The following is a 22259-nucleotide window of genomic DNA, read 5'->3' on the forward strand; positions in this document are numbered from 1 at the left end:
GAGCAATCTTGCATGATTTTGCTGCGATGCGTATATTCATGCTGGGCCTTCAGGAAGGAATGCCATGGTATTGCGAGTTGCCGTCGCCGGAGCGAGCGGGTATGCGGGCGGCGAGGTGCTGCGCCTGCTGCAAGGGCATCCGGAGGTGGAGATCGGGGCGCTGACCGGCGGCTCCAACGCGGGGCAGCGCTTCGGTGCGCTGCAGCCGCACCTGATCGGGCTGGCCGACCGGGTGCTGGAGCCGACCAACCCGCAGACGCTGGCGGGGCACGACATCGTGTTCCTCGGCCTGCCGCACGGCCAGTCCGCCGAGCTCGCCGCCCAGCTCGGCGAGGACGTCCTGGTGGTCGACCTCGGCGCCGACCACCGGCTGAGGTCGGCGGCCGACTGGGAGCAGTTCTACGGCTCCCCGCACGCCGGCACCTGGCCCTACGGCCTGCCTGAACTGCCGGGCCACCGTGACGCGTTGAAGGGCAGCAAGCGGATCGCGGTGCCGGGCTGCTACCCGACGGCCGTGACGCTCGCGATGTTCCCGATGTTCGCCGCGGGCCTGGCCGAGCCGGACGCCGTGATCACCGCCGCGTCCGGCACCTCCGGCGCGGGCAAGGCCGCCAAGTCGCACCTGCTGGGCAGCGAGGTGATGGGCTCGATGAGCCCGTACGGCGTCGGCGGCGGCCACCGGCACACTCCGGAGATGGCGCAGAACCTGACTCCGCTCGCGGGCGAACCGGTCACCGTCTCCTTCACCCCGACGCTCGCGCCGATGCCGCGCGGCATCCTCGCCACCTGCTCCGCCAAGGCGAAGCCCGGCACCACGGCCGAGAAGCTCGGAGCCGCGTACCAGGAGGCCTACGGCGACGAGCCGTTCGTCCACCTGCTCCCCGAGGGCCAGTGGCCGCACACCTCGTCCGTCTACGGGTCGAACGCGGCCGTGCTGCAGGTGGTGCTGGACGAGCACGCCGGGCGGATCATCGCGATCAGTGCGATCGACAACCTGGTGAAGGGCACCGCCGGCGGCGCGGTGCAGAGCATGAACATCGCCCTCGGCCTCCCCGAGGAGCTCGGCCTCCCGCTGAACGGAGTCGCACCATGACGGACACTCAGAACCTCGGCGTCACCGCGGCGAAGGGCTTCCGCGCGGCGGGCGTCACCGCCGGCCTCAAGGCGTCCGGCACCTCGGACCTGGCGCTGGTCGTCAACGACGGCCCGCTGCACGCCGCGGCCGGCGTGTTCACCTCCAACCGGGTGCACGCCGCGCCGGTCAAGTGGTCCCGGCAGGTGCTGAAGGACGGCGAGCTGGCCGCCGTCGTCCTCAACTCCGGTGGCGCGAACGCCTGCACCGGCCCGGAGGGCTTCCAGGACACCCACGCCACCGCCGAGAAGGTCGCCGCCGAGCTCGGCGTCGGCGCGATCGAGGTCGCGGTCTGCTCCACCGGCCTGATCGGCGTCCGGCTGCCGATGGACAAGCTGCTGCCCGGCATCGAGCAGGCCGCCAAGGCGCTCAGCAGCACCGGCGGCGAGGCCGCCGCGATCGCCATCAAGACCACCGACACCGTGCACAAGACCGCGCAGGTCACCAGCCCGGCCGGCTGGACGGTCGGCGGCATGGCCAAGGGCGCGGGCATGCTCGCCCCGGGCCTGGCCACGATGCTGGTCGTGGTCACCACCGACGCCGTGGTCGAGGCCCCGCAGCTGGACGCCGCGCTGCGCGACGCCACCCGCACCACCTTCGACCGGGTCGACTCCGACGGCTGCATGTCCACCAACGACACGGTGCTGTTGCTGGCCTCCGGAGCCTCCGAGGTCGCCCCGGAGCAGGCCGAGTTCGCCGAGGCCGTGCGCGGCGTCTGCGCCGACCTGGCCCGCCAGCTGATCGGCGACGCCGAGGGCGCGTCCAAGGACATCCGGATCGACGTCGTGAACGCCGCCACCGAGGACGAGGCCGTCGACGTCGCCCGCACCATCTCCCGCAGCAACCTGCTCAAGTGCGCCATCCACGGCGAGGACCCCAACTGGGGCCGGGTGCTGTCCGCGATCGGCACCACCTCCGCCGCCTTCGACCCGGACCAGCTGGACGTCGCCATCAACGGCGTCTGGGTGTGCCGGAGCGGCGGCGTCGGCGAGGACCGCGAGCTGGTCTCGATGAAGGGCCGCGAGGTCGTCATCACCGCAGACCTGAAGGCCGGCCGGGCCGACGCCAGCATCTGGACCAACGACCTGACCGCCGACTACGTCCACGAGAACAGCGCCTACTCCAGCTGACCCGGGGGAATCGACACACGCCATGCAGATCGCACCCAAGGGCGAACAGGCCCGCAGCAACGCCGCCCTGCCCAAGGCCCGCACCCTGATCGAGGCGCTGCCCTGGCTGGAGCGCTTCCACGGCAAGACCGTCGTCATCAAGTTCGGCGGCAACGCCATGGTCGACGAGGACCTGAAGGCCGCCTTCGCCCAGGACGTGGTCTTCCTCCGCTACGCCGGACTGCACCCCGTCGTGGTGCACGGCGGCGGCCCGCAGATCAGCGCCCAGCTCGACAGGCTCGGCCTGGAGTCCTCGTTCACCGCCGGCCTGCGCGTCACCACCCCCGAGACCATGGACGTGGTCCGGATGGTGCTCGCCGGGCAGGTCCAGCGCGAACTCGTCGGCCTGCTCAACGCGCACGGCCCGTTCGCCGTCGGCATGACCGGCGAGGACGCCCACACCATGACCGCCGTCAAGCGCTACGCCGTGGTCGACGGCGAGCAGGTCGACATCGGCCTGGTCGGCGACATCGTCAACATCGAGGCCGGCGCGGTCAAGGCGCTGATCGCCGACGGCCGGATCCCGGTGATCTCCTCGATCGCCCGCGGCGCCGACGGCCACATCTACAACATCAACGCCGACACCGCCGCCGCCGCAATGGCGGTCGCGCTCGGCGCCGAGATGCTGGTCGTGCTCACCGACGTCGAGGGCCTCTACAAGGACTGGCCGAACTCCGACGACGTGATCAGCCAGCTCAGCGCCTCCGAACTGGAGGAGATGCTGCCGACCCTGGCCAGCGGCATGCTCCCCAAGATGGAGGGCTGCCTGCGCGCCGTCCGCTCCGGCGTCGGCACCGCCCGGGTGCTCGACGGCCGGGTCCAGCACAGCCTGCTGCTGGAGATCTTCACCGACGAGGGCATCGGCACCATGGTCGTGCCCGACGACGAGACCACCGTCCTGGGGGGCCTGGCATGAGCGACGAACCGACCGGCAACGCGGCCATCACCGCGCGGTACCAGCACACCCTGATGCACAACTACGGCACCCCGCGGATCCCGCTGGTGCGCGGCGAGGGCGCCCTGCTGTGGGACGCCGACGGCAACGAGTACCTCGACCTGGTCGGCGGCATCGCCGTCAACGCGCTCGGCACCGCGCACCCCGCGATCGTCGAGGCCGTCACCGGGCAGATCGCCACCCTCGGCCACGTCTCCAACCTGTTCATGGCCGAGCCGACCATCCAACTCGCCGAGAAGCTCGTCGAATTGGCCGGCCGCCCGGCCCGGGTGTTCTTCTGCAACTCCGGCGCCGAGGCCAACGAGGCCGCCTTCAAGATCTCCCGGCTGACCGGCCGCACCCACCTGGTCTCCGTCCAGGGCGCCTTCCACGGCCGCACCATGGGCGCCCTCGCGCTGACCGCCCAGCCCGCCAAGCAGGACCCGTTCAAGCCGCTCCCCGGCGACGTCACGCACGTCCCGCTCGGCGACGTCGAGGCCCTGCGGCAGGCCGTCACCACCGACACCGCCGCCGTCTTCCTGGAGCCCATCCAGGGCGAGAACGGCGCCGTCCCGCTGCCCGAGGGCTACCTGAGGGCCGCCCGGGAGATCACCCGCGCCACCGGCACCCTGCTGGTCCTGGACGAGATCCAGACCGGCATCGGCCGCACCGGCCACTGGTACGCCCACCAGGCCGAGGACGGCGCCGACCCGGACGTCGTCACCCTCGCCAAGGGCCTCGGCGGCGGCCTGCCGATCGGCGCCGTGCTCGCCTTCGGCGACACCGCCGAACTGCTCGCCCCCGGCCAGCACGGCACCACCTTCGGCGGCAACCCCGTGGTCGCCGCCGCCGGCCTCGCCGTGCTGCGCACCATCGAGGAGCAGGGCCTGCTGGAGCACGCCGCCAAGCTCGGCGAGCGCCTGCGCCACGGCATCGAGGCGATCGGCGACCCGCTGGTCGCGCAGGTGCGCGGCAAGGGCCTGCTGCTGGGCATCGTGCTGACGCAGCCCGTCGCCGGCCAGGTCCAGGCCGCCGCGCAGGACGCCGGCTTCCTGGTCAACGCGGCCGTTCCGGACGCCGTCCGGCTGGTTCCGCCGCTGATCCTCACCGAGGAACAGGCCGACCGCTTCCTCGCTGCGCTGCCCTCGATCCTCCGAACGGTCCGCGAAACCGCCCCCGGCGCGAACAGCTGAGCGTCTTTCAGGAGAATCTTCAGTTATGACCGAACCCCGCCCCGAGTCGCCCACGGCAGGCCCCACGCCGCAGGTCCCGCAGACCCGCGCCGCACGCCACCGCCGGATCGTGGACCTGCTGACCCGTCAACCCGTCCGTTCCCAGAGCCAGCTGGCCAAGCTGCTCGCCGACGACGGACTCGTGGTCACCCAGGCCACCCTCTCCCGGGACCTGGACGAACTCGGTGCGGTGAAGATCCGCAACCGGGACGGCGCGCTCATCTACGCGGTCCCGGCCGAGGGCGGCGACCGCACCCCGCGCGCCCCCATGGGCGAGTCCGCCAGCGAGGCCAAGATGGCCCGGCTGGCGGGCGAGCTGATGGTCTCCGCCACCGCCTCCGGCAACCTGGTCGTGCTGCGCACCCCGCCCGGCGCCGCCCAGTTCCTGGCATCCGCGATCGACACCGCCGAGGTGTTCGAGATCATCGGCACCATCGCCGGCGACGACACCGTGCTGCTGATCAGCCGTGACGCGGCCGGCGGGCAGGCGCTCGCGGACCACCTGATGCAGCTCGCCCAGGCCAAGTCGCAGTAGCCCTCCACCCCCTTTCCGTCCCACTGAGTGCCACCGGTTTGGCAATGCATACGCACTCGTGCATACTTATGCCTAACGCCGCATGAAACCTGTACTGAAGGAGAAAGCCGTGACTGAGCGCGTCGTACTCGCCTACTCGGGCGGTCTGGACACGTCCGTCTGCATCGGCTGGATCGCCGAGGAGACCGGCGCCGAGGTCATCGCCGTCGCGGTCGACGTCGGCCAGGGCGGCGAGGACCTGGAGGTCATCCGCCAGCGCGCCCTCGACTGCGGCGCCGTCGAGGCCGAGGTCGCCGACGCCCGCGACGAGTTCGCCAACGAGTACTGCCTGCCGGCCCTCAAGGCCAACGCCCTCTACCAGGGCCAGTACCCGCTGGTCTCCGCGCTGTCCCGCCCGGTGATCGTCAAGCACCTGGTCGCCGCCGCGCAGAAGCACGGCGCCACCACCGTCGCGCACGGCTGCACCGGCAAGGGCAACGACCAGGTCCGCTTCGAGGTCGGCATCCAGTCGCTGGCCCCGAACCTGAAGTGCATCGCCCCGGTCCGCGACTACGCGATGACCCGCGACAAGGCGATCGCCTTCGCCGAGGCCAAGAACCTCCCGATCGTCACCACCAAGAAGAACCCGTACTCGATCGACCAGAACGTCTTCGGCCGCGCCGTCGAGACCGGCTTCCTGGAAGACATCTGGAACGCCCCGATCGAGGACGTCTACGAGTACACCCAGAACCCGGCCACCCCGCGCGAGGCCGACGAGGTCGTCATCACCTTCGACGCCGGCGTCCCGGTCGCCATCGACGGCCGCAAGGTCTCCGTCCTGCAGGCCATCGAGGAGCTGAACAAGCGGGCCGGCGCCCAGGGCATCGGTCGCCTCGACATGGTCGAGGACCGCCTGGTCGGCATCAAGTCCCGCGAGATCTACGAGGCCCCCGGCGCGATCGCCCTGATCACCGCCCACCAGGCCCTGGAGAACGTCACCGTCGAGCGCGAGCTCGCCCGCTACAAGCGGCAGGTCGAGCAGCGCTGGGCCGAGCTGGTCTACGACGGCCTGTGGTTCTCCCCGCTCAAGCGCGCCCTGGACGGCTTCGTCAACGAGGCCAACCAGGCCGTCTCCGGCGAGATCCGGATGGTCCTGCACGGCGGCCGCGCCGTCGTCAACGGCCGCAAGTCGGACCAGTCGCTGTACGACTTCAACCTCGCCACCTACGACACCGGCGACACCTTCGACCAGTCCATGTCCAAGGGCTTCATCGAGATCTTCGGCATGTCCTCGAAGATCGCCGCCCGCCGCGACCTGGCCTGACCCCCCGGCAGTACCCGCCCCGGCCGCACCACGCGGCCGGGGCACCGCCACAGCACTTGAAGGAGCCCACGCGATGACCGCCGACCAGCCCGCAGACGTCCGCCTCTGGGGCGCGCGCTTCGCCGACGGCCCCTCCGAGGCCCTCGCCAAGCTCTCCGCCTCCGTCCACTTCGACTGGCGGCTCGCCCCCTACGACATCGCCGGCTCCAAGGCCCACGCCCGGGTCCTGCACAAGGCGGGCCTGCTGAGCGAGGACGAGCTCACCGGCATGCTGGCCGGCCTGGACCAGCTGCTCGCCGACGTCGAGTCCGGCGCGTTCGTCGGCACCGTCGCCGACGAGGACGTGCACACCGCCCTGGAGCGCGGCCTGCTGGAGCGCCTCGGCGCCGACCTCGGCGGCAAGCTGCGGGCCGGCCGCTCGCGCAACGACCAGATCGCCACGCTGTTCCGGATGTACCTGCGCGACCACGCCAGGACCATCGGCGCGCTGATCCTCGACCTCCAGCACGCGCTGGTCGGCCTCGCCGAGGCCCACCCGACCACCGCGATGCCCGGCCGCACCCACCTCCAGCACGCCCAGCCCGTGCTGTTCGCCCACCACGTGCTCGCCCACGTCCAGTCGCTGGGCCGGGACGCCGAGCGGCTGCGCCAGTGGGACACCCGCACCGCCGTCTCCCCGTACGGTTCGGGCGCGCTGGCCGGCTCCTCGCTGGGCCTCGACCCGCAGGCCGTCGCCGCCGAACTCGGCTTCGAGCGCGGCTCGGTGGGCAACTCCATCGACGGCACCGCCTCGCGCGACTTCGTCGCCGAGTTCGCCTTCGTCACCGCGATGATCGGCATCAACCTCTCGCGGATCGCGGAGGAGATCATCATCTGGAACACCAAGGAGTTCGGCTTCATCACGCTGCACGACGCCTTCTCCACCGGGTCGTCGATCATGCCGCAGAAGAAGAACCCCGACATCGCGGAGCTCGCCCGCGGCAAGTCCGGCCGCCTGATCGGCAACCTGACCGGCCTGCTCGCCACCCTGAAGGCGCTCCCGCTCGCGTACAACCGCGACCTCCAGGAGGACAAGGAGCCGGTCTTCGACTCCTGCGACACCCTCGAGGTCCTGCTCCCCGCCTTCACCGGCATGATCGCCACCCTCACCGTGCACCGCGAGCGCCTCGAGGAGCTCGCCCCGGCCGGCTTCTCGCTGGCCACCGACATCGCCGAGTGGCTGGTCAAGCAGGGCGTCCCGTTCCGCGTCGCCCACGAGGTGGCCGGCGCCTGCGTCAAGGTCTGCGAGGCCGAGGGCATCGAGCTGTCCGACCTGACGGACGAGCAGTTCGCCGCCATCTCCTCCCACCTGACCCCGGCCGTCCGCAGCGTCCTCTCCGTCCACGGCGCGATCGCCTCCCGCAACGGCCGCGGCGGCACCGCGCCCTCGGCGGTCGCCGTGCAGCTCGGCGAGATCAAGCAGGACCTGGCCGTCCAGCAGGCCTGGATCGGCTGAGCACCTCGCTGCCGGGCGGGCTCCTCAGGACGTGGCGAGGGGGGGCCATGACGACTCGGTCGGCGCGCGGCGCGGTGTCCGGCCTGCTGATGGCCGGTGAGGCGCCGGCTCCGGGGGAGAATCCCGGCGGCGAGGGGCCGGCGGGGCTGGTCGCCGCGGCCCTGGACCGGCGGGGCCGGACCATCGGCCCGGCCGTGCTGGTCACCCTCGCCGGGGCCGCGTGGATGTGGGGCGCGGTGTCGAAGGCCACCGGCCGGGAGCGGCGCCGGACGCGCTGACGCGGTGCCGCCCCCGCCCTGCGGCAGACCGGGATTCCCGGCGAAGGCCGTGTACGGATCACCGGTTCCGCGCGGGCTCCGCGGCGGGACCGCGGGCGGCATGCGTCACCCGGTGGCCGGTCCATGCCGGGGCGGGCCGGGCGGGGCGGCCCTAGGCTGAGTCCATGGCCGACGCAGCCGTGGCGCTTGCCGAGGGGTTCCGGGGGCAGATCGTGGTGCCCGGGGACGAGGAGTACGACCGGGCGCGGGGGGTGTGGAACGCGGCGGTGGACCGCCGGCCCGACGTGATCGCGCGGTGCACCGGTGTCGCGGACGTGCTGCAGGCCGTCGCGGTGGCCCGGGAGCACGGCCTGCCGGTGGCGGTCCGCGGCGCGGGGCACAGCGTGGCGGGGCTGGGGACGGGCGAGGGCGCGATGCTGATCGACCTGTCCGGCCTCACCGGAGTGCGGGTGGACCCGGAGCGCCGGACCGCCCGGGCGCAGCCGGGGGCGACCTGGGGCGGGTTCGACCACGAGACGCAGGCGTTCGGGCTGGCCACGCCCGGCGCGCCGTACTCGGCGGCGGGCATCGCCGGGACCACGCTCGGCGGCGGCATCGGCTGGCTGACCCGGACGTACGGCCTGACCTGCGACAACCTGGTGGAGGCGGACGTGGTGACCGCCGAGGGCCGGCTGCTGACGGCGAGCGCGGCCTCGCATCCGGAGCTGTTCGCGGGGCTGCGCGGCGGCGGCGGGAACTTCGGGGTGGTCACCTCGTTCACGTACCGGCTGCACCGGGTGGGCCCGCACGTGCTGTGCGGGGCGCTGTACCTGCCCAGGGAGGCGCTGGCGGCGACGGTGGCGGCGGTGCGGGACTTCATGGCGCAGGCCCCGGACGGGCTGACGGTGGCGTGCGAGTTCGGCCGTCCGCGCGGGGTGCCGGAGCTGCCGGCCGGGCCGGCGGTGCGGATCGGCCTGTGCTGGGCCGGCCGGGCGGACCGCGGCCGGGAGGTGGTGGCGCCGCTGCGCGCGATGCCGGGCGTGGTCGCGGACACCGTGCAGACCCGCCCGTACACGCTGTGGCAGCAGATGCTGGACACCGGCCGGGGGCCGGGGGCGGGGGTGTTCGGCCGGTCGGAGTTCCTGTCGGTGCTGGACGGCGCGGCGATCGACCGGCTGGCGGAGCAGGTGGCCGCGCTGCCCTCGCCGGACGCCCACGCGCAACTGGCGTTCCTGGGCGGCGCGGTGGCCCGGGTGGGCGCGGAGGACAGCGCGTACACCTACCGGCAGGCCCCGTACCTGCTGAGCGCGGTGGGCCGCTGGACGACCGGCCCGGCGGAGCCGCAGGTGGCGTGGGTGCGGCAGTGCCTGGAGGCGATGCGGCCGTTCTCCTCGGGCGGGGCGTACGTGAACCTGATGGGCCTGGAGGGGCAGGGCCGGGTGGTGGAGGCGTACGGGCTGGCGAAGTACGAGCGGCTGGTGGCGCTGAAGGACCGCTACGACCCGGGGAACCTGTTCCGGGTGAACCAGAACATCCGTCCGAGCGGTTGACGGGTGGTCCGGGCGGTGCGGGCGTGACGCTCGCCACGTCGGCGTCCGGGAGGTTGAGAAGAGTGGTCGCCTGGGTAGAGCGGTGGCGAACGTCTCTCTTGACGGTCGCCCGACCGCCCGGATACTGACCGTGAGCGCGTCGGTTCCGGCCTCTCGGACCACCGTCCGGTGGGACGCGTCGCGCTTTTCCCGGGCCGGGCCGATCCCCGTCCGGGCACACCTCGGACAAGGCCGGTGCCAGACCCTCACTCGCGTGCGCCGGGCGATTGACGATGGAGGCCCCATCCATGGGCATGAGTGTGATCATCGCAGCGGCACGACCGGATGAAGCGGAGCAGATCCTCAAGCTCCAGTACCTCGGCTACCAGAGCGAGGCGGAGCTGTACAGCGACTGGACGCTCGAACCGCTGACCCAGAGCCTGGAGAGCCTCCAGGCCGAACTCGCCGAGCACCGCTCCCTGGTGGCCCGCCTGGGCGACGAGGTGGTCGGCGCGGTGCGCGGCTGGGTGGACGAGGCCGGCGTCGGCCAGATCGGCCGCCTGGTGGTGCACCCGCGGATGCAGCGGCACGGCCTGGGCCGCCGCCTGCTGACCGCGCTGGAGGCGAAGCTCGCCGAGGACGGCGCCACCCGTTTCGAGCTGTTCACCGGCCACCGCAGCCTCGGCAACCTGCGGCTGTACCGCAGCCTCGGCTACCACGAGACCGACGTGCGCGAGGTCTCCCGCCGGCTGTCGATCGTCACCCTGGCCAAGCCCGGCGAGGCCTCGCTGGCGGCCTGAACCACCCCCGCGGCACCCGGCCCGGACGCGGGTCGGGTGCCGCAGTGCTTGCCCCGCAAGGGTCGTGTCCACATAACGGACAGTGCGTCCTGGGCATTGGGACGTTCACCAAATGTCTGATTTACTGGGTTCCATGACCACGACGACGACATGCATCCCCACCGGCGCGACGCCGGCAGGTGAGCGAAGCATGCGCCGTCGAATGTGTTGTCGCTGAGAGCTCTGCCCAGCCCCCGCTGACGTCCCGTCCGCCCGATGACCCGTCGAGGCCGCGCCCCGCGCGACCCGGTCGGCCGGCGGCCGTGACCGACACGACGCCAGCCCCTCGATCTTCCTCCCGGCACCAGGTGCCGTTCCCTGCATTGGCGCGGATGCCCGCACGGTCGTCCGCCGACGAACAAACGGAAGCAGCTGTGATCACCACCAAGGACCTGACCAAGGTCTACCGTTCCCGGGGCCGCGACGTCCTGGCGCTGGACAGCGTCGACCTGCACGTGCAGGAGGGCGAGGTGTTCGGGGTCGTCGGCACCAGCGGCGCCGGCAAGTCCACCCTGATCCGGTGCGTCAACCTGCTGGAGCGCCCCACCTCCGGCACCGTCACCGTCGACGGCGTCGAACTGACCGCGCTGTCCGGCAGCGAGCAGCGGGCCGGCCGCGAACTGCGCGAGGCCCGGCGGCGGATCGGCATGGTCTTCCAGCACTTCAACCTGCTCTCCTCGCGCACCGTGCAGCAGAACGTCGAACTGCCGCTGGAGATCATCGGCCTGGACCGGCACGACCGCCGCCGCAAGGCCGCCGAACTGCTCGACCTGGTCGGCCTCGCCGACAAGGCCGGCAGCTACCCCGGCCAGCTGTCCGGCGGCCAGAAGCAGCGGGTCGGCATCGCCCGCGCCCTGGCCGGCGACCCCAAGGTGCTGCTCTCCGACGAGGCCACCAGCGCCCTCGACCCGGAGACCACCCGCTCGATCCTGCAGCTGCTGCGCGACCTCAACCAGCAGCTCGGCCTCACCGTGCTGCTGATCACCCACGAGATGGACGTCATCAAGTCGGTCTGCGACTCCGCGGCGCTGATGCGCGGTGGCCGGGTCGTGGAGAGCGGCCGGCTCACCGACCTGCTCGCGGACGGCCACTCGCGGATCGCCCGCGACCTGTTCCCGCTCGGCGACTTCGGCTCCGGGCAGGCCGACCGCACCGTCCTGGAGATCACCTTCCAGGGGGACGCGCCCGCCCAGCCGTTCGTCTCCCAGCTGGCCCGCACCTACCAGATCGACATCAACATCCTCGGCGCCGCCGTGGAGACCATCGCCGGCCGCCTGGTCGGCCGGATGCGGGTCGAACTGCCCGGCAGCCACACCGACAACGTGGTGCCGATCGGCTACCTGCGCCAACAGGGACTCCAGGTGGACGTCCTCGACCTGTCGAACGGAGTGGCAGCATGACCTGGGAACGGATGCAGGAACTGATGTGGCCCGCCACCTGGGAGACCCTCGGCATGGTCGGCGTCGCCGGCCTCGCCACCCTGGTGATCGGCCTGCCGCTCGGGCTGCTGCTGGTGCTCACCGACAAGGGCGGCCTGCTGCAGAACGCCGCCGTCAACCGGGTGCTCGGGGTGATCGTCAACGTCGGACGCTCCATCCCGTTCATCATCCTGATCGTCGCGGTGATCCCGTTCACCAAGCTGTTCACCGGCACCTCGCTCGGCTGGCAGGCCGCCACCGTCCCGCTCGCCATCGGCGCCATCCCGTTCTTCGCCCGGCTGGTCGAGACCGCGCTGCGCGAGGTCGACGGCGGCCTGATCGAGGCGCTCAAGGCGATGGGCGCCGGCACCGGCACCATCGTCCGCAAGACCCTGCTGCCGGAGAGCCTGCCCTCGCTGGTCTCCGCCGTCACCACCACGCTGATCGCGCTGATCGGCTACTCCACCATGGCCGGCGTGGTCGGCGGCGGCGGACTCGGCGACCTCGCCGTCCGCTACGGCTACCAGCGCTTCGAGACCGCCTTCATGTGGGTCATCGTCGCCGAACTCGTGATCATCGTCACCGTGCTGCAGCTGCTCGGCGACCTGACCGCCCGCCGGCTCTCCCGCCGCGGCGACTACCGCAGCCCGCTGAGCCTCTTCCGCCCGAGGAAGGCGGCGAAGGCCGCGCCGCGCGCCGAGCAGACCGCCGAGGCGGTCGACGAGGACCTCGTCTCCTCCCACTGACCACCGCTCCCCACCAGGAGCGGTCCCCGGCCCACCAGGGCCGTTCGCACCCGCAGAAAGGCACTTTTCGTGCGTAAGTTTCTGAAGACCACCGTCCTGACCGCCACCGCCGCCGGGCTCGTCGTCGGCGTCACCGCCTGCTCCAGCGGCAGCTCCGACTCCGGCGCCGGGGCCGACCCGAACAAGCCCCTCGTGGTCGCCGCCAGCGCCACCCCGCACGCGCAGATCCTCAAGTTCGTGCAGGACAACCTGGCGTCCCAGGCCGGCCTCAAGCTGGACGTCAAGGAGGTCAGCGACTACGTGACCCCCAACACCTCGGTCCAGGACGGATCCGCGGACGCGAACTTCTTCCAGCACCAGCCGTACCTCGACGACTTCAACAAGAAGAACGGCACCGACCTGGTCTCCGTCGAGACCGTCCACCTGGAGCCGCTCGGCGTCTACTCCAAGAAGGTCAAGAACCTCGCCGACCTCAAGGACGGCGCCCAGGTCTCCGTCCCCAGCGACGCCACCAACGAGGCCCGCGCCCTCAAGCTGCTGGCCGACAACAACCTCATCACCCTCAAGGACGGCGCCGGCACCGCCGCCACCGCCGACGACATCGCCTCCAACCCCAAGCACCTGAAGATCAAGGAGCTGGAGGCCGCCCAGCTGCCGCGCTCGCTGGACGACGTCGACGCCTCCGTGATCAACGGCAACTACGCGCTCGGCGCCGGCCTCAAGCCCGCGAGCGACGCGCTGGCGATCGAGAAGGCCCAGGGCAACCCGTACGCCAACATCCTGGCCGTCAAGAAGGGCCACGAGAGCGACCCGCGGGTCAAGAAGCTCGCCGAGCTGCTGCACTCCGACGCCGTCAAGAAGTACATCGACGACAACTTCCAGGGCGCCGTCATCCCCGCGTTCTGAGCCGCACCCCGAATCACGCTCAGCCCCCACGGTGCCCCCGGCCTCCCCGCCGGGGGCACCGCGCTGACGAGCCGTGAGAGACGGAACGGGTACGCTGACACGCCCGATCAAGGGCGGGCGTACGGTGTGTCCACGACCCGGCGAGGAGAGACGGCAATGGTTGCGAACTTCCCCGAGACAGCCATCAGCACCGACCGGCTGCTGCTGCGCGCCCTTGAGGAGCAGGACGCCCCCGGCCTGACCGCGATGCTCTCCGACGAACTCGTCCAGACCTGGACCGGACACCCCCGGCCCTATACCCGGGCCGACGCCGAGGACCTGATCGGCCGTCGGGCGCCGGAGCGCCGCGCCCTCGGGCGCGGAATCGTTTTCGCGGTCACCGAACACCTCACCCAGCGCCTGGTCGGACTCCTCGAACTCGACCGCACCGACTGGCACCTGCGCGCCACCGAGATCCGCTTCGTGACCGCCCCCTGGGCCCGCGGCGAGGGCTACGCCCCCGAAGCCGTCCTCGGCACCGCCCAGTGGCTGTTCGAGGACCGCGGCTTCCAGCGCCTCGAACTGCGCACCGCCGCCGGCAACACCGCCGCCCAGCAGGTCGCCCAGAAGACCGGCGCGATCAGCGAAGGCGTGCTGCGCAACGCCGCGATAGTCCGCGGCGGTGAATGGGGCCCCGGGCCGGAGGAACACACCGACCTGATCGTGTGGAGCCTGCTCCCCGAGGACCTCGACCCGCCCGAACCCGCCCACCCCGCCGACCAGCCCCACGCCCTGCGCCACTGAACGCGCCCCGGGCGCGCGCCACTGCTCCGCACCACCCCCGCCAGGCGGTAGCCTCTGCCGAGGGAACGCCGACGAACACGATCGGCTTCCACCAGGGGCGGAACACGGCATAGGGAGAACAGCCGCAGATGGCTGACCGGATCACGGTCATCGGGTGGGACGGCACACCACTGACCCAGGCAGCCGCCGGCGCACTCGCCGCAGCCACCCTGGTCGCCGGAGCGGGCTACCAGCTCGCCGCCCTCCCCGTCCCGGAACGCGCCGAACGCATCGGCCTCGCCGACCTGCGGGCCGCCGCCCGCCGCCTCGCCGACCACCGCGGCACCGCCGTCGTCGTCGCCGAGGGCGACCCCGGCTTCTTCGGTGTCGTCCGCACCCTGCGCAGCCCCGAGTACGGCCTCGAACTCGAAGTGCTGCCCGCCGTCTCCTCGGTGGCCGCCGCCTTCGCCCGGGCCGGCATGCCCTGGGAGGACGCCCAGGTGGTCTCCGCGCACGGCGGGCGACTGCGCCGCGCCGCCAACGTCTGCCGCGCCCATCCCAAGGTCGCCGTCCTCACCACGGCCGACGCCGGACCCAGCGAACTCGCCCTGATGCTCCGCGGGGTGCCCCGCACCTTCGTGGTCTGCGAAGCCCTCGGCACCCCCGAGGAGGACGTCACCGTCCTCACCTCCGAACGCGTCCCCGACCACGACTGGCGCGACCCCTCCGTCGTCCTGGTGATCGGCAACGTCCCGCCCGCCGAGGCCGCCGCCGGCTGGCTGGCCGGCAAACCCCTCGACCACCCCGGACCGCAGCGCGGCTGGGCACTCCCCAACCGGGCGTACGCCGGCGCGGACGCCGACACCAGGCGCCCCCGCGCACTGCCCCCGCACGTCCGCGCGCTGGCGCTCGCCCGCCTTGCGCCCACCCCCGGCGACCTGCTGTGGACCGTCGGGGCCGGTGACGGCGCCCTCGCCGTCGAGGCCGCCCGGTTCGGCGCCGCCGTCGTCGCCGTCGAGGCCGAACCCGCCGACTGCGTCCGGATCACCGCCAACGCCCGCAAGGCCGGCGTCGAGATCGAGACCGCCACCGGCACCGGACCCGACGTCCTCGGCGCCCTCCCCGAACCCGACGCCGTCGCCGTCGAACACGGCGGCCCCGCCATGGTCCGCGCCGTCGTCGCCCGCAAACCCGAACGCGTCGTCGCCGTCGCCCGCAGCCTCGCCGAAGCCGGCGAGACCCGGCAGATCCTCGACACCGCCGGCTACCGCACCGACGGCCTGCTGCTCCAGTCCGCCCCCCTGCGCGCCGAGCCGGCCGGCGGCGCCGGACCTTCCTTCGGGCGCGGCGACTACACGTTGCTGATCTGGGGCGAACCGCAGGACTGACCGCGGGACGGACTCCGCCCCCGCGACCACGGGCGGCTGTACCCGGCCGCCCCCGGCTGCCCGCGGACCGCACACGACTGACCGTCAGACCTCGACGGTACGGTGATCCCCGTCGCATCCGGACACGGTTTCGAGAACGGTCCGGCCGCGGCCGGTAGGGTTTCCCCGGGGCGCAATCCGTCACGGCAGCACCGTGTCCGATTCGGCATGAATACCACCGATTTGACGCGCTGCAACCCGAACAGCCCGCTTCGCGGGCATTCGACGTGGTGCGCACCCGCCCGGAAGAATGCCGTGAGGGTCCGAAAGCGGCCGCGCCGTCGTGCCGGTTGCCCGGGGCTGTCGTTGTTTCTGATGGCACGCCACCCCTGAGGGTGACGACCGATGGAGTACGGGACGGGTCGGTGCGGCTCCGCCCCGGCGAAGTGGGCGGGACCCTCCGGGACACCCGCCGAGGACGCGCAAGCGGCCTGGAAGGAGCATTGACATGACCGACGGCGGCCACGCCCCCCACGCCGGTCCCCTCGCGCCCGAAACCGGGCCCGGCGGACCCGTCCCGGAGCACCACCTCGGCGCGCCCCTTCCGCCTGCCGCAGCCGGATGGCACGGCGAACAGCGGCCCGCGTACACCTTCCTCGACCAGCCCGACGGCGACGAGGACGACGACGTGCTGCTGATGCCCGCCCCGCAGACCGCCTGGGGCGACGCCGTGCACGGCACCGTCGAGGCCGCGGAGCCGGGCGACGCCGATGCTGCTGCCGCCGGTGACGCCGAGCAGCCGCCCGGCACCCCCGTCGCGCCGTCCTGGCCGCCGCTCGCCCCGCCTGTGCTGACCACGGAGCCGGCGGCCGAGCAGGCCGTCGAGGCGCCCGCCGCGACTCCGGTCGCCGCGCCGGCGGCGGAGAGCGCCCCGGCCGTCGGCGGCCCGCAGGCGCAGCCCGCCGCCGCGCCGCTCCTGACGCCCCCCCAGCAGCGCCGACCGCTGCACGCCGGGCCGCCGATCCCGGACCCGTCGCTGATGACCGGTCACGTCCCGGTCCGCTCGCTGGCCGACCGCGGCCCGTCCACCCCCGGTGGCACGCCCGCGTTCGGGGTGCCGATCGTCACCGCCGAAACGGTGCAGCAGTCGCAGCAGGTGCAGCCGCAGGCCGCGCCGGCCCCGCAGGTCCAGGCGGCGCCGACCGCCGTGCAGGCCGTGCCGGTGCCCGCGCCGGTGCAGCCGCAGGTGGTCGAGGCCGCCGCGGCCGCGGTCGTCGCCGAGGCGGCCGCGCCCGCAGCGACTGTCGAAGACGCGCCCGCCGCGCCTGCTGCCGAGCCGGAGGCCGCCGCCGCGCAGCCGATCGCCGTCGAACCGGTGGCCGCCGAGCCGATCGCGGTCGCTCCCGTGGTGGCCGAGTCGGCACCTGCCGCCGGCGAGGCCCCGGTGGAGCCGGAGGCCGTCGTGATCGCCGCGCCCGCCGCCGGCCTGGCGCCCGTCTTCGTGGAGCCGGTCGCGCCCGCCGCGCCCGCGCCCACCGCTGAGGCCCCGGTCGCCGAGGCTCCGGCAGCGGAGCAGCCCGTGGTGGCCGAGCCCGCCGCGGCCGAGCCGGTGGCACCCGCCGCCGACGCACCCGTCGCCGAGCCGGCTCCGGCGGACCCGCCGGCTGCCGAGGCGCCCGTCACCGAAGCGCCGGTCGAGCCTGCCGCAGCTGCGGCGGAGACGCTCGCCGTCGCCGAGCCCGAGGTCAAGGCCGAGGAGCCCGTCGCGGTCGAGCCGGTGGCGGTCGAGCCGGTTGTCGCCGACGCGGCCGACGAGCCGTCGGAGCCGCAGGCCGAGACCGCTGCCGCCGTTGACGTCCCGTCGGCCGAGCAGCCGGCGGCCCCGACCGTCGAGCAGCCCGCCGAGCAGCCTGCTGAGCAGTCCGCGCCGCAAGCGGCCGAGGCGGAGACGCCCGAGGGCGAGGCCGCGGCACAGCCGATCCCCGCGCAGGCCGCGAAGTCGGGCGGTCGGGGTGCGCACCGCCGCATCTCGGCGTTCCTCGCCGCGCCCGCCGGGCTGCCGATCCTGGAGCCGCAGACCGTCGCCGAGCCGCAGCCCGCTGCCGAGGCCGCCGAGCCTGCCGAGGTCGTCGAGCCTGCTGACGTCACCGAGGCCGCCGAGGTCGTCGAGGAGGCCAAGGCCGCCGAGCCCGTCCAGGCAGCGGAGGCCGAGACCCCGGCCGCGACCGCCGTCGAGACGCCGGAGCCTGCCGCCGCCGAGCCGACCGCCGGGGCCGCCGCGACCACGGAGCCCGCCACCGAGGCCGTCGCCGAAGCCCCCGCCGAGCCGGAGGCCACGCCGCAGCCCGTCGAGGCCGCAGAGCCTGCCGAGCCCGAGACCACCGGTGAACCCGCCGAGCCGACCGTGGCCGAGGCGGAGGCGGAGGCGGAGGCGGAGGCGGAGCCCAAGGCCGAAGCGGACGCCGACACCGAAGCCGCCGTCGCCGAGACCCCCGACACCCTCGACGCCGCCGAAGAGGACCGCGGTCCCGCCGCGCCCGGGTACGACGAGGCCGGGCGGGACGCCGTGCACCAGGTGATCCGGGAGCGGCGGGACATCCGCAACGGCTTCCGGCCGGACCCGATTCCGCACGAGGTGCTGATCCGGGTGCTGGAGGCGGCGCACACCGCGCCGAGCGTCGGCTACTCGCAGCCGTGGGACTTCGTGGTGATCCGGTCCGCGAAGACCCGCCGGAAGATGCACGAGCTGGCGGAGCGTCAGCGCGAGGCGTTCGCGGACTCGCTGCCCAAGGGCCGGGCGAAGCAGTTCAAGGAAATCAAGATCGAGGCGATCCTCGAGACGCCGGTCAACATCGTGGTGACGGCCGACCGCACCCGCGGCGGCCGGCACACGCTGGGTCGGCACACCCAGCCGCAGATGGCCCCGTACTCGGCGGCCCTCGCGGTGGAGAACCTGTGGCTGGCCGCCCGCGCCGAGGGGCTGGGCGTCGGCTGGGTGAGCTTCTTCGACGACGAGGAGCTGGTCCGCGAGCTCGGCCTGCCCGAGCACCTGGAGGTCGTCGCCTACCTGTGCGTCGGCTTCGTGGACGCGTTCCCGGACGAGCCGGAGCTGGAGCAGCAGGGCTGGGCGAAGAAGCGCCCGCTGTCCTGGGTGGTGCACGAGGAGCAGTACGGCAACCGCGCGCTGCCCGGCGAGGAGCCGCACGACCTGCTGTCCGACACGCTGCGCGGCATCCGCCCGCTGGACGCCAAGGCGCTCGGCGAGGCGTGGGACCGGCAGAAGCGGATGACCAAGCCCGCCGGCTCGCTCGGCGTGCTGGAGATCATCGCGGCGCAGCTGTCCGGTCTGGCCCGCAAGTGCCCGCCGCCGATCCCGGAGCCGGGCTGCGTGGCGGTCTTCGCCGGTGACCACGGGGTGCACGCCCAGGGCGTGACGCCGTGGCCGCAGGAGGTCACCGCGCAGATGGTCGGGAACTTCCTGGCCGGGGGAGCGGTGGTCAACGCGTTCGCCGCGCAGATCGGCACCGAGGTGTGCGTGGTGGACGTCGGCGTGGCCGCCGAACTGCCGGACGCCATCCAGCAGGGCCGCACCACCGGCCTGCTGCCGCGCAAGGTCAAGCCCGGCACCGACGACATGACGCAGGGCCCGGCGATGAGCCGGGACGAGGCGATCCGCGCCATCGAGGTCGGCATCGAGACCGCCCGTGACCTGGTCGCGGCCGGCAACAAGGTGCTGATCACCGGCGACATGGGCATCGCCAACACCACCGCCTCCGCCGCGCTGATCTCGGTGTTCACCGACACCGACCCGGCCGAGGTGACCGGTCGCGGCACCGGCATCGACGACACCACCCACGCCCGCAAGGTCGAGGTGATCCGGCAGGCCCTGGAGCTGCACAAGCCGGACCCGGCCGACCCGATCGGCGTGCTCGCCGCCGTCGGCGGGCTGGAGCACGCCGCGATCGCCGGCTTCCTGCTCGGCGCGGCCTCGCTGCGCATCCCGGTGATCCTGGACGGCGTGATCGCCGGCTCGGCCGCGCTGGTCGCCAAGGCCATCGCGCCGGAGGTGCTGGCCGCCTGCATCGCCGGTCACCGTTCCGCCGAGCCGGGCCACCAGGCCGCGCTCGCCAGGCTCGGCCTGCGCCCGCTGATCGACCTGGACCTGCGGCTCGGCGAGGGCACCGGTGCCCTGCTCGCCCTGCCGCTGGTGCAGAGCGCCGCCCGGGCGATGCACGATGTAGCCACCTTCGACTCCGCCGGAGTCACCGAGAAGGCCTGATCCACCGGCGTCCGGCCCGTCCCCGCTGCGAAGCGGGGACGGCCCGCCCGACGTCCCGTAGCCGGCCCGAGGGCGGGCCGGCTACGGCGCTCCCCGCACCGCCGCCCACCCAGGAGCTGCTCCCGATGACCGCGCCGCACCCGCACCCGTCCACCCAGGGCCTCACCCCGTACCCCGTCGGGCTGCTGCTGGCCGGCCGCCGCGTCGTGGTGATCGGCGGCGGCCAGGTCGCCCAGCGCCGACTGCCCGCGCTGATCGCCGCCGGCGCCGACCTGCACCTGATATCCCCGGCCACCACGCCCGCCGTCTCCGCGATGGCCGACGCCGGTGAACTGACCTGGCACCAGCGTCCGTACGCGGACGGCGACCTGGCCGACACCTGGTACGTGCTGGTCGCCACCGACGACCCGGACGTCAACACCGCGGTCTCCGCCGAGGCCGAACGCCTGCGGGTGTTCTGCTCCCGCAGCGACGACGCCTCCGCCGCCACCGCCTGGACGCCCGCCTCCGGCCACGACGCCGGTGCGACCGTCGCCGTGCTCACCGGCGACCCCCGGCACTCCGCCGCCCTCCGCGACTCCATCGTCGCCGGCCTGCGCGACGGCTCCCTCGCCGCCCGCCAGTACCGCGCCCGTGGCGCGGGCGTCGCCCTGGTCGGCGGCGGCCCCGGCGACCCCGACCTGATCACGGTGCGCGGCCGCCGACTCCTCGCCGACGCCGACGTGGTGGTCGCCGACCGGCTCGCCCCGCGCGAACTGCTCGCCGAACTCCCGCCGCACGTCGAGGTGATCGACGCCTCGAAGATCCCCTACGGCCGGTACATGGCCCAGGAGGCGATCAACCAGACCCTGATCGACCACGCCAAGGCCGGCAGGTTCGTGGTCCGCCTCAAGGGCGGCGACCCGTACGTCTTCGGCCGCGGCGGCGAGGAACTGCTCGCCTGCCTGGACGCGGGCGTGCCCGTCACCGTCGTCCCCGGCATCTCCTCCTCGATCAGCGTCCCGGCCGCCGCCGGCATCCCCGTCACCCACCGCGGCCTCACCCACGAGTTCACCGTCATCTCCGGCCACGTCGGCCCCGGCGACCGCTCCCTCACCAACTGGCAGGCCGTCGCCGGCATGACCGGCACCCTGGTCCTGCTGATGGCCGTCGACAAGATCGCCACCATCGCCGCGGAGCTCATCGCCCACGGCCGCCCCGGCGACACCCCCGTCGCCGTCGTCCAGGAGGGCACCACCAGCGCCCAGCGCCGCATCGACGCGACGCTCGCCACCATCGGCGAGACCGTCCGCACGGAGGGCATCAAGCCGCCGGCGGTGATCGTCATCGGCGACGTGGTGAACATCCTGGGCTAGAGGCCGAGGGATCAAGGGAGCCCCGACAGCGGCTCGGGGAACGGCGAGGCCGGGTCTGCGGTTGGTCACGGGGGCTCAGTGCGTGCCGAAGTTCCGGGCCCCGCCGTAAGGCCCGCCCTCGCGACTCCCCCCACGTGCGAAAATCGTCCAATGTCCGAGCCCATCACCGTCACCGACGCCGCCGACCCCCGGCTGAGCGACTACACCGACCTCACCGACGTCGAACTGCGGCGTCGGCGCGAACCGGCCGAAGGCCTCTTCATCGCGGAGGGCGAGAAGGTGATCCGCCGCGCCCTCGCGGCGGGCTTCCGGATGCGGTCGATGCTGCTCACCGCGAAGTGGCTGGGCGTGATGGGCGACGTGATCGCCGAGACCGACGCGCCCGTGCACCTGGTGGAGCCGGCGCTCGCGGAGCAGGTCACCGGCTACCACGTGCACCGCGGTGCCCTCGCGTCGATGGAGCGCAAGCCGCTCCCGACGGCCGCCGAAGTCCTCGACGGCGCCCGCCGGGTGGCCGTGCTGGAGGGCCTGGTCGACCACACCAATCTCGGGGCGATCTTCCGCTCCGCGGCCGCTCTCGGCATGGATGCCGTGCTGCTCTCCCCGGACTGCGCCGACCCGCTGTACCGGCGGGCCGTCAAGACGTCCATGGGCGCGGTGTTCTCCGTCCCGTACGCCCGCCTCGACCCGTGGCCGGACTCGCTGGCCGCCGTCCGCGCGGCCGGCTTCGAACTCCTCGCCCTCACCCCGTCCGGCGCCGAGGACTTCACCGTCGCCAAGTCCCACCTGCTGCCCCGGGCGGCCCTGATGCTGGGCGCCGAGGGCGACGGACTCACCCCGAAGGCGCTCGCCGCCGCCGACCAGCGGGTCCGTATCCCGATGGCGCACGGCATCGACTCGCTCAACGTCGGGGCCGCCGCCGCGATCGCGTTCTACGCGGTGAACCACGGCTGACTCCCGCCCCCGCCAGGGGAGTTGAGACTCGTCACGGATCTGCGGTA

General features: G+C 73.4%; 18 protein-coding genes. All 18 read left to right on the forward strand.

Translation table 11 applies throughout. From position 1 onward, the window contains the following. The first annotated feature begins 64 nt into the window (after positions 1-64). The 18 genes from argC (at position 65) to ACI1MP_RS30360 (ending at position 22212) form a co-directional block, all read left to right on the forward strand. Positions 65-1093 carry an N-acetyl-gamma-glutamyl-phosphate reductase gene (argC, locus tag ACI1MP_RS30275; protein ID WP_404869949.1) on the forward strand — a complete coding sequence of 343 codons (1029 nt, stop codon included), beginning with the start codon at positions 65-67 and terminating at the stop codon, positions 1091-1093. Next, positions 1090-2262: a bifunctional glutamate N-acetyltransferase/amino-acid acetyltransferase ArgJ gene (argJ, locus tag ACI1MP_RS30280; RefSeq protein ID WP_380340506.1), complete on the forward strand. Its 1173-nt coding sequence runs from the start codon at positions 1090-1092 to the stop codon at positions 2260-2262. Before argC ends, argJ begins: the two co-directional genes overlap by 4 nt. A 22-nt stretch (positions 2263-2284) precedes the next feature. Next, positions 2285-3217, forward strand: coding sequence for an acetylglutamate kinase (gene argB, locus ACI1MP_RS30285; RefSeq protein WP_380340503.1), 933 nt, complete (start codon positions 2285-2287; stop codon positions 3215-3217). Beyond that, the gene (locus tag ACI1MP_RS30290; RefSeq protein ID WP_404869950.1) at positions 3214-4428 is read left to right on the forward strand and encodes an acetylornithine transaminase; all 1215 of its coding nucleotides are present in this window, start codon (positions 3214-3216) and stop codon (positions 4426-4428) included. The genes argB and ACI1MP_RS30290 overlap by 4 nt, the downstream gene beginning before the upstream one ends. A gap of 25 nt (positions 4429-4453) precedes the next feature. Then, a complete protein-coding gene (locus tag ACI1MP_RS30295; protein ID WP_043908648.1) occupies positions 4454-5002 on the forward strand; it encodes an arginine repressor in 549 nt (182 codons plus the stop codon). Positions 5003-5111: 109 nt separating this feature from the next. Further along, positions 5112-6305 carry an argininosuccinate synthase gene (locus ACI1MP_RS30300; protein ID WP_043908647.1) on the forward strand — a complete coding sequence of 398 codons (1194 nt, stop codon included), beginning with the start codon at positions 5112-5114 and terminating at the stop codon, positions 6303-6305. Between the two features lie 73 nt (positions 6306-6378). Further along, positions 6379-7800 (forward strand): argininosuccinate lyase, encoded by a 1422-nt coding sequence (gene argH, locus ACI1MP_RS30305; protein WP_380340495.1) that lies wholly within the window; start codon positions 6379-6381, stop codon positions 7798-7800. A gap of 47 nt (positions 7801-7847) precedes the next feature. Beyond that, a complete protein-coding gene (locus ACI1MP_RS30310; protein ID WP_404869951.1) occupies positions 7848-8078 on the forward strand; it encodes a hypothetical protein in 231 nt (76 codons plus the stop codon). 164 nt (positions 8079-8242) lie between these two features. Beyond that, positions 8243-9607 carry an FAD-binding oxidoreductase gene (locus tag ACI1MP_RS30315; RefSeq protein WP_380340489.1) on the forward strand — a complete coding sequence of 455 codons (1365 nt, stop codon included), beginning with the start codon at positions 8243-8245 and terminating at the stop codon, positions 9605-9607. A gap of 287 nt (positions 9608-9894) precedes the next feature. Next, the gene (locus tag ACI1MP_RS30320; protein WP_100589990.1) at positions 9895-10386 is read left to right on the forward strand and encodes a GNAT family N-acetyltransferase; all 492 of its coding nucleotides are present in this window, start codon (positions 9895-9897) and stop codon (positions 10384-10386) included. A gap of 413 nt (positions 10387-10799) precedes the next feature. Next, positions 10800-11825, forward strand: a complete 1026-nt coding sequence (locus ACI1MP_RS30325) for a methionine ABC transporter ATP-binding protein (RefSeq protein ID WP_043908641.1) — start codon at positions 10800-10802, stop codon at positions 11823-11825. Continuing rightward, positions 11822-12589, forward strand: a complete 768-nt coding sequence (locus tag ACI1MP_RS30330) for a methionine ABC transporter permease (protein WP_404869952.1) — start codon at positions 11822-11824, stop codon at positions 12587-12589. Before ACI1MP_RS30325 ends, ACI1MP_RS30330 begins: the two co-directional genes overlap by 4 nt. 69 nt (positions 12590-12658) lie before the next feature. Then, on the forward strand, positions 12659-13495 hold the full coding sequence (locus ACI1MP_RS30335; protein ID WP_404869953.1) for a MetQ/NlpA family ABC transporter substrate-binding protein: 837 nt from the start codon (positions 12659-12661) through the stop codon (positions 13493-13495). Positions 13496-13651: 156 nt separating this feature from the next. Next, positions 13652-14278, forward strand: coding sequence for a GNAT family N-acetyltransferase (locus tag ACI1MP_RS30340; protein ID WP_404869954.1), 627 nt, complete (start codon positions 13652-13654; stop codon positions 14276-14278). 128 nt (positions 14279-14406) lie between these two features. Further along, complete coding sequence (gene cbiE, locus ACI1MP_RS30345; RefSeq protein WP_100589995.1) at positions 14407-15645, forward strand: precorrin-6y C5,15-methyltransferase (decarboxylating) subunit CbiE; 1239 nt, start codon at positions 14407-14409, stop codon at positions 15643-15645. A 487-nt stretch (positions 15646-16132) separates the two neighbouring features. Beyond that, the gene (gene cobT, locus ACI1MP_RS30350) at positions 16133-19903 is read left to right on the forward strand and encodes a nicotinate-nucleotide--dimethylbenzimidazole phosphoribosyltransferase (RefSeq protein ID WP_404869955.1); all 3771 of its coding nucleotides are present in this window, start codon (positions 16133-16135) and stop codon (positions 19901-19903) included. A gap of 125 nt (positions 19904-20028) precedes the next feature. After that, the gene (gene cobA / locus ACI1MP_RS30355; protein ID WP_404869957.1) at positions 20029-21258 is read left to right on the forward strand and encodes a uroporphyrinogen-III C-methyltransferase; all 1230 of its coding nucleotides are present in this window, start codon (positions 20029-20031) and stop codon (positions 21256-21258) included. A gap of 150 nt (positions 21259-21408) precedes the next feature. Further along, positions 21409-22212 (forward strand): RNA methyltransferase, encoded by an 804-nt coding sequence (locus tag ACI1MP_RS30360; RefSeq protein WP_189272852.1) that lies wholly within the window; start codon positions 21409-21411, stop codon positions 22210-22212. Positions 22213-22259 lie beyond the last annotated feature (47 nt).

Source organism: Kitasatospora griseola (genome assembly GCF_044999035.1).
Lineage (GTDB): Bacteria > Actinomycetota > Actinomycetes > Streptomycetales > Streptomycetaceae > Kitasatospora > Kitasatospora griseola.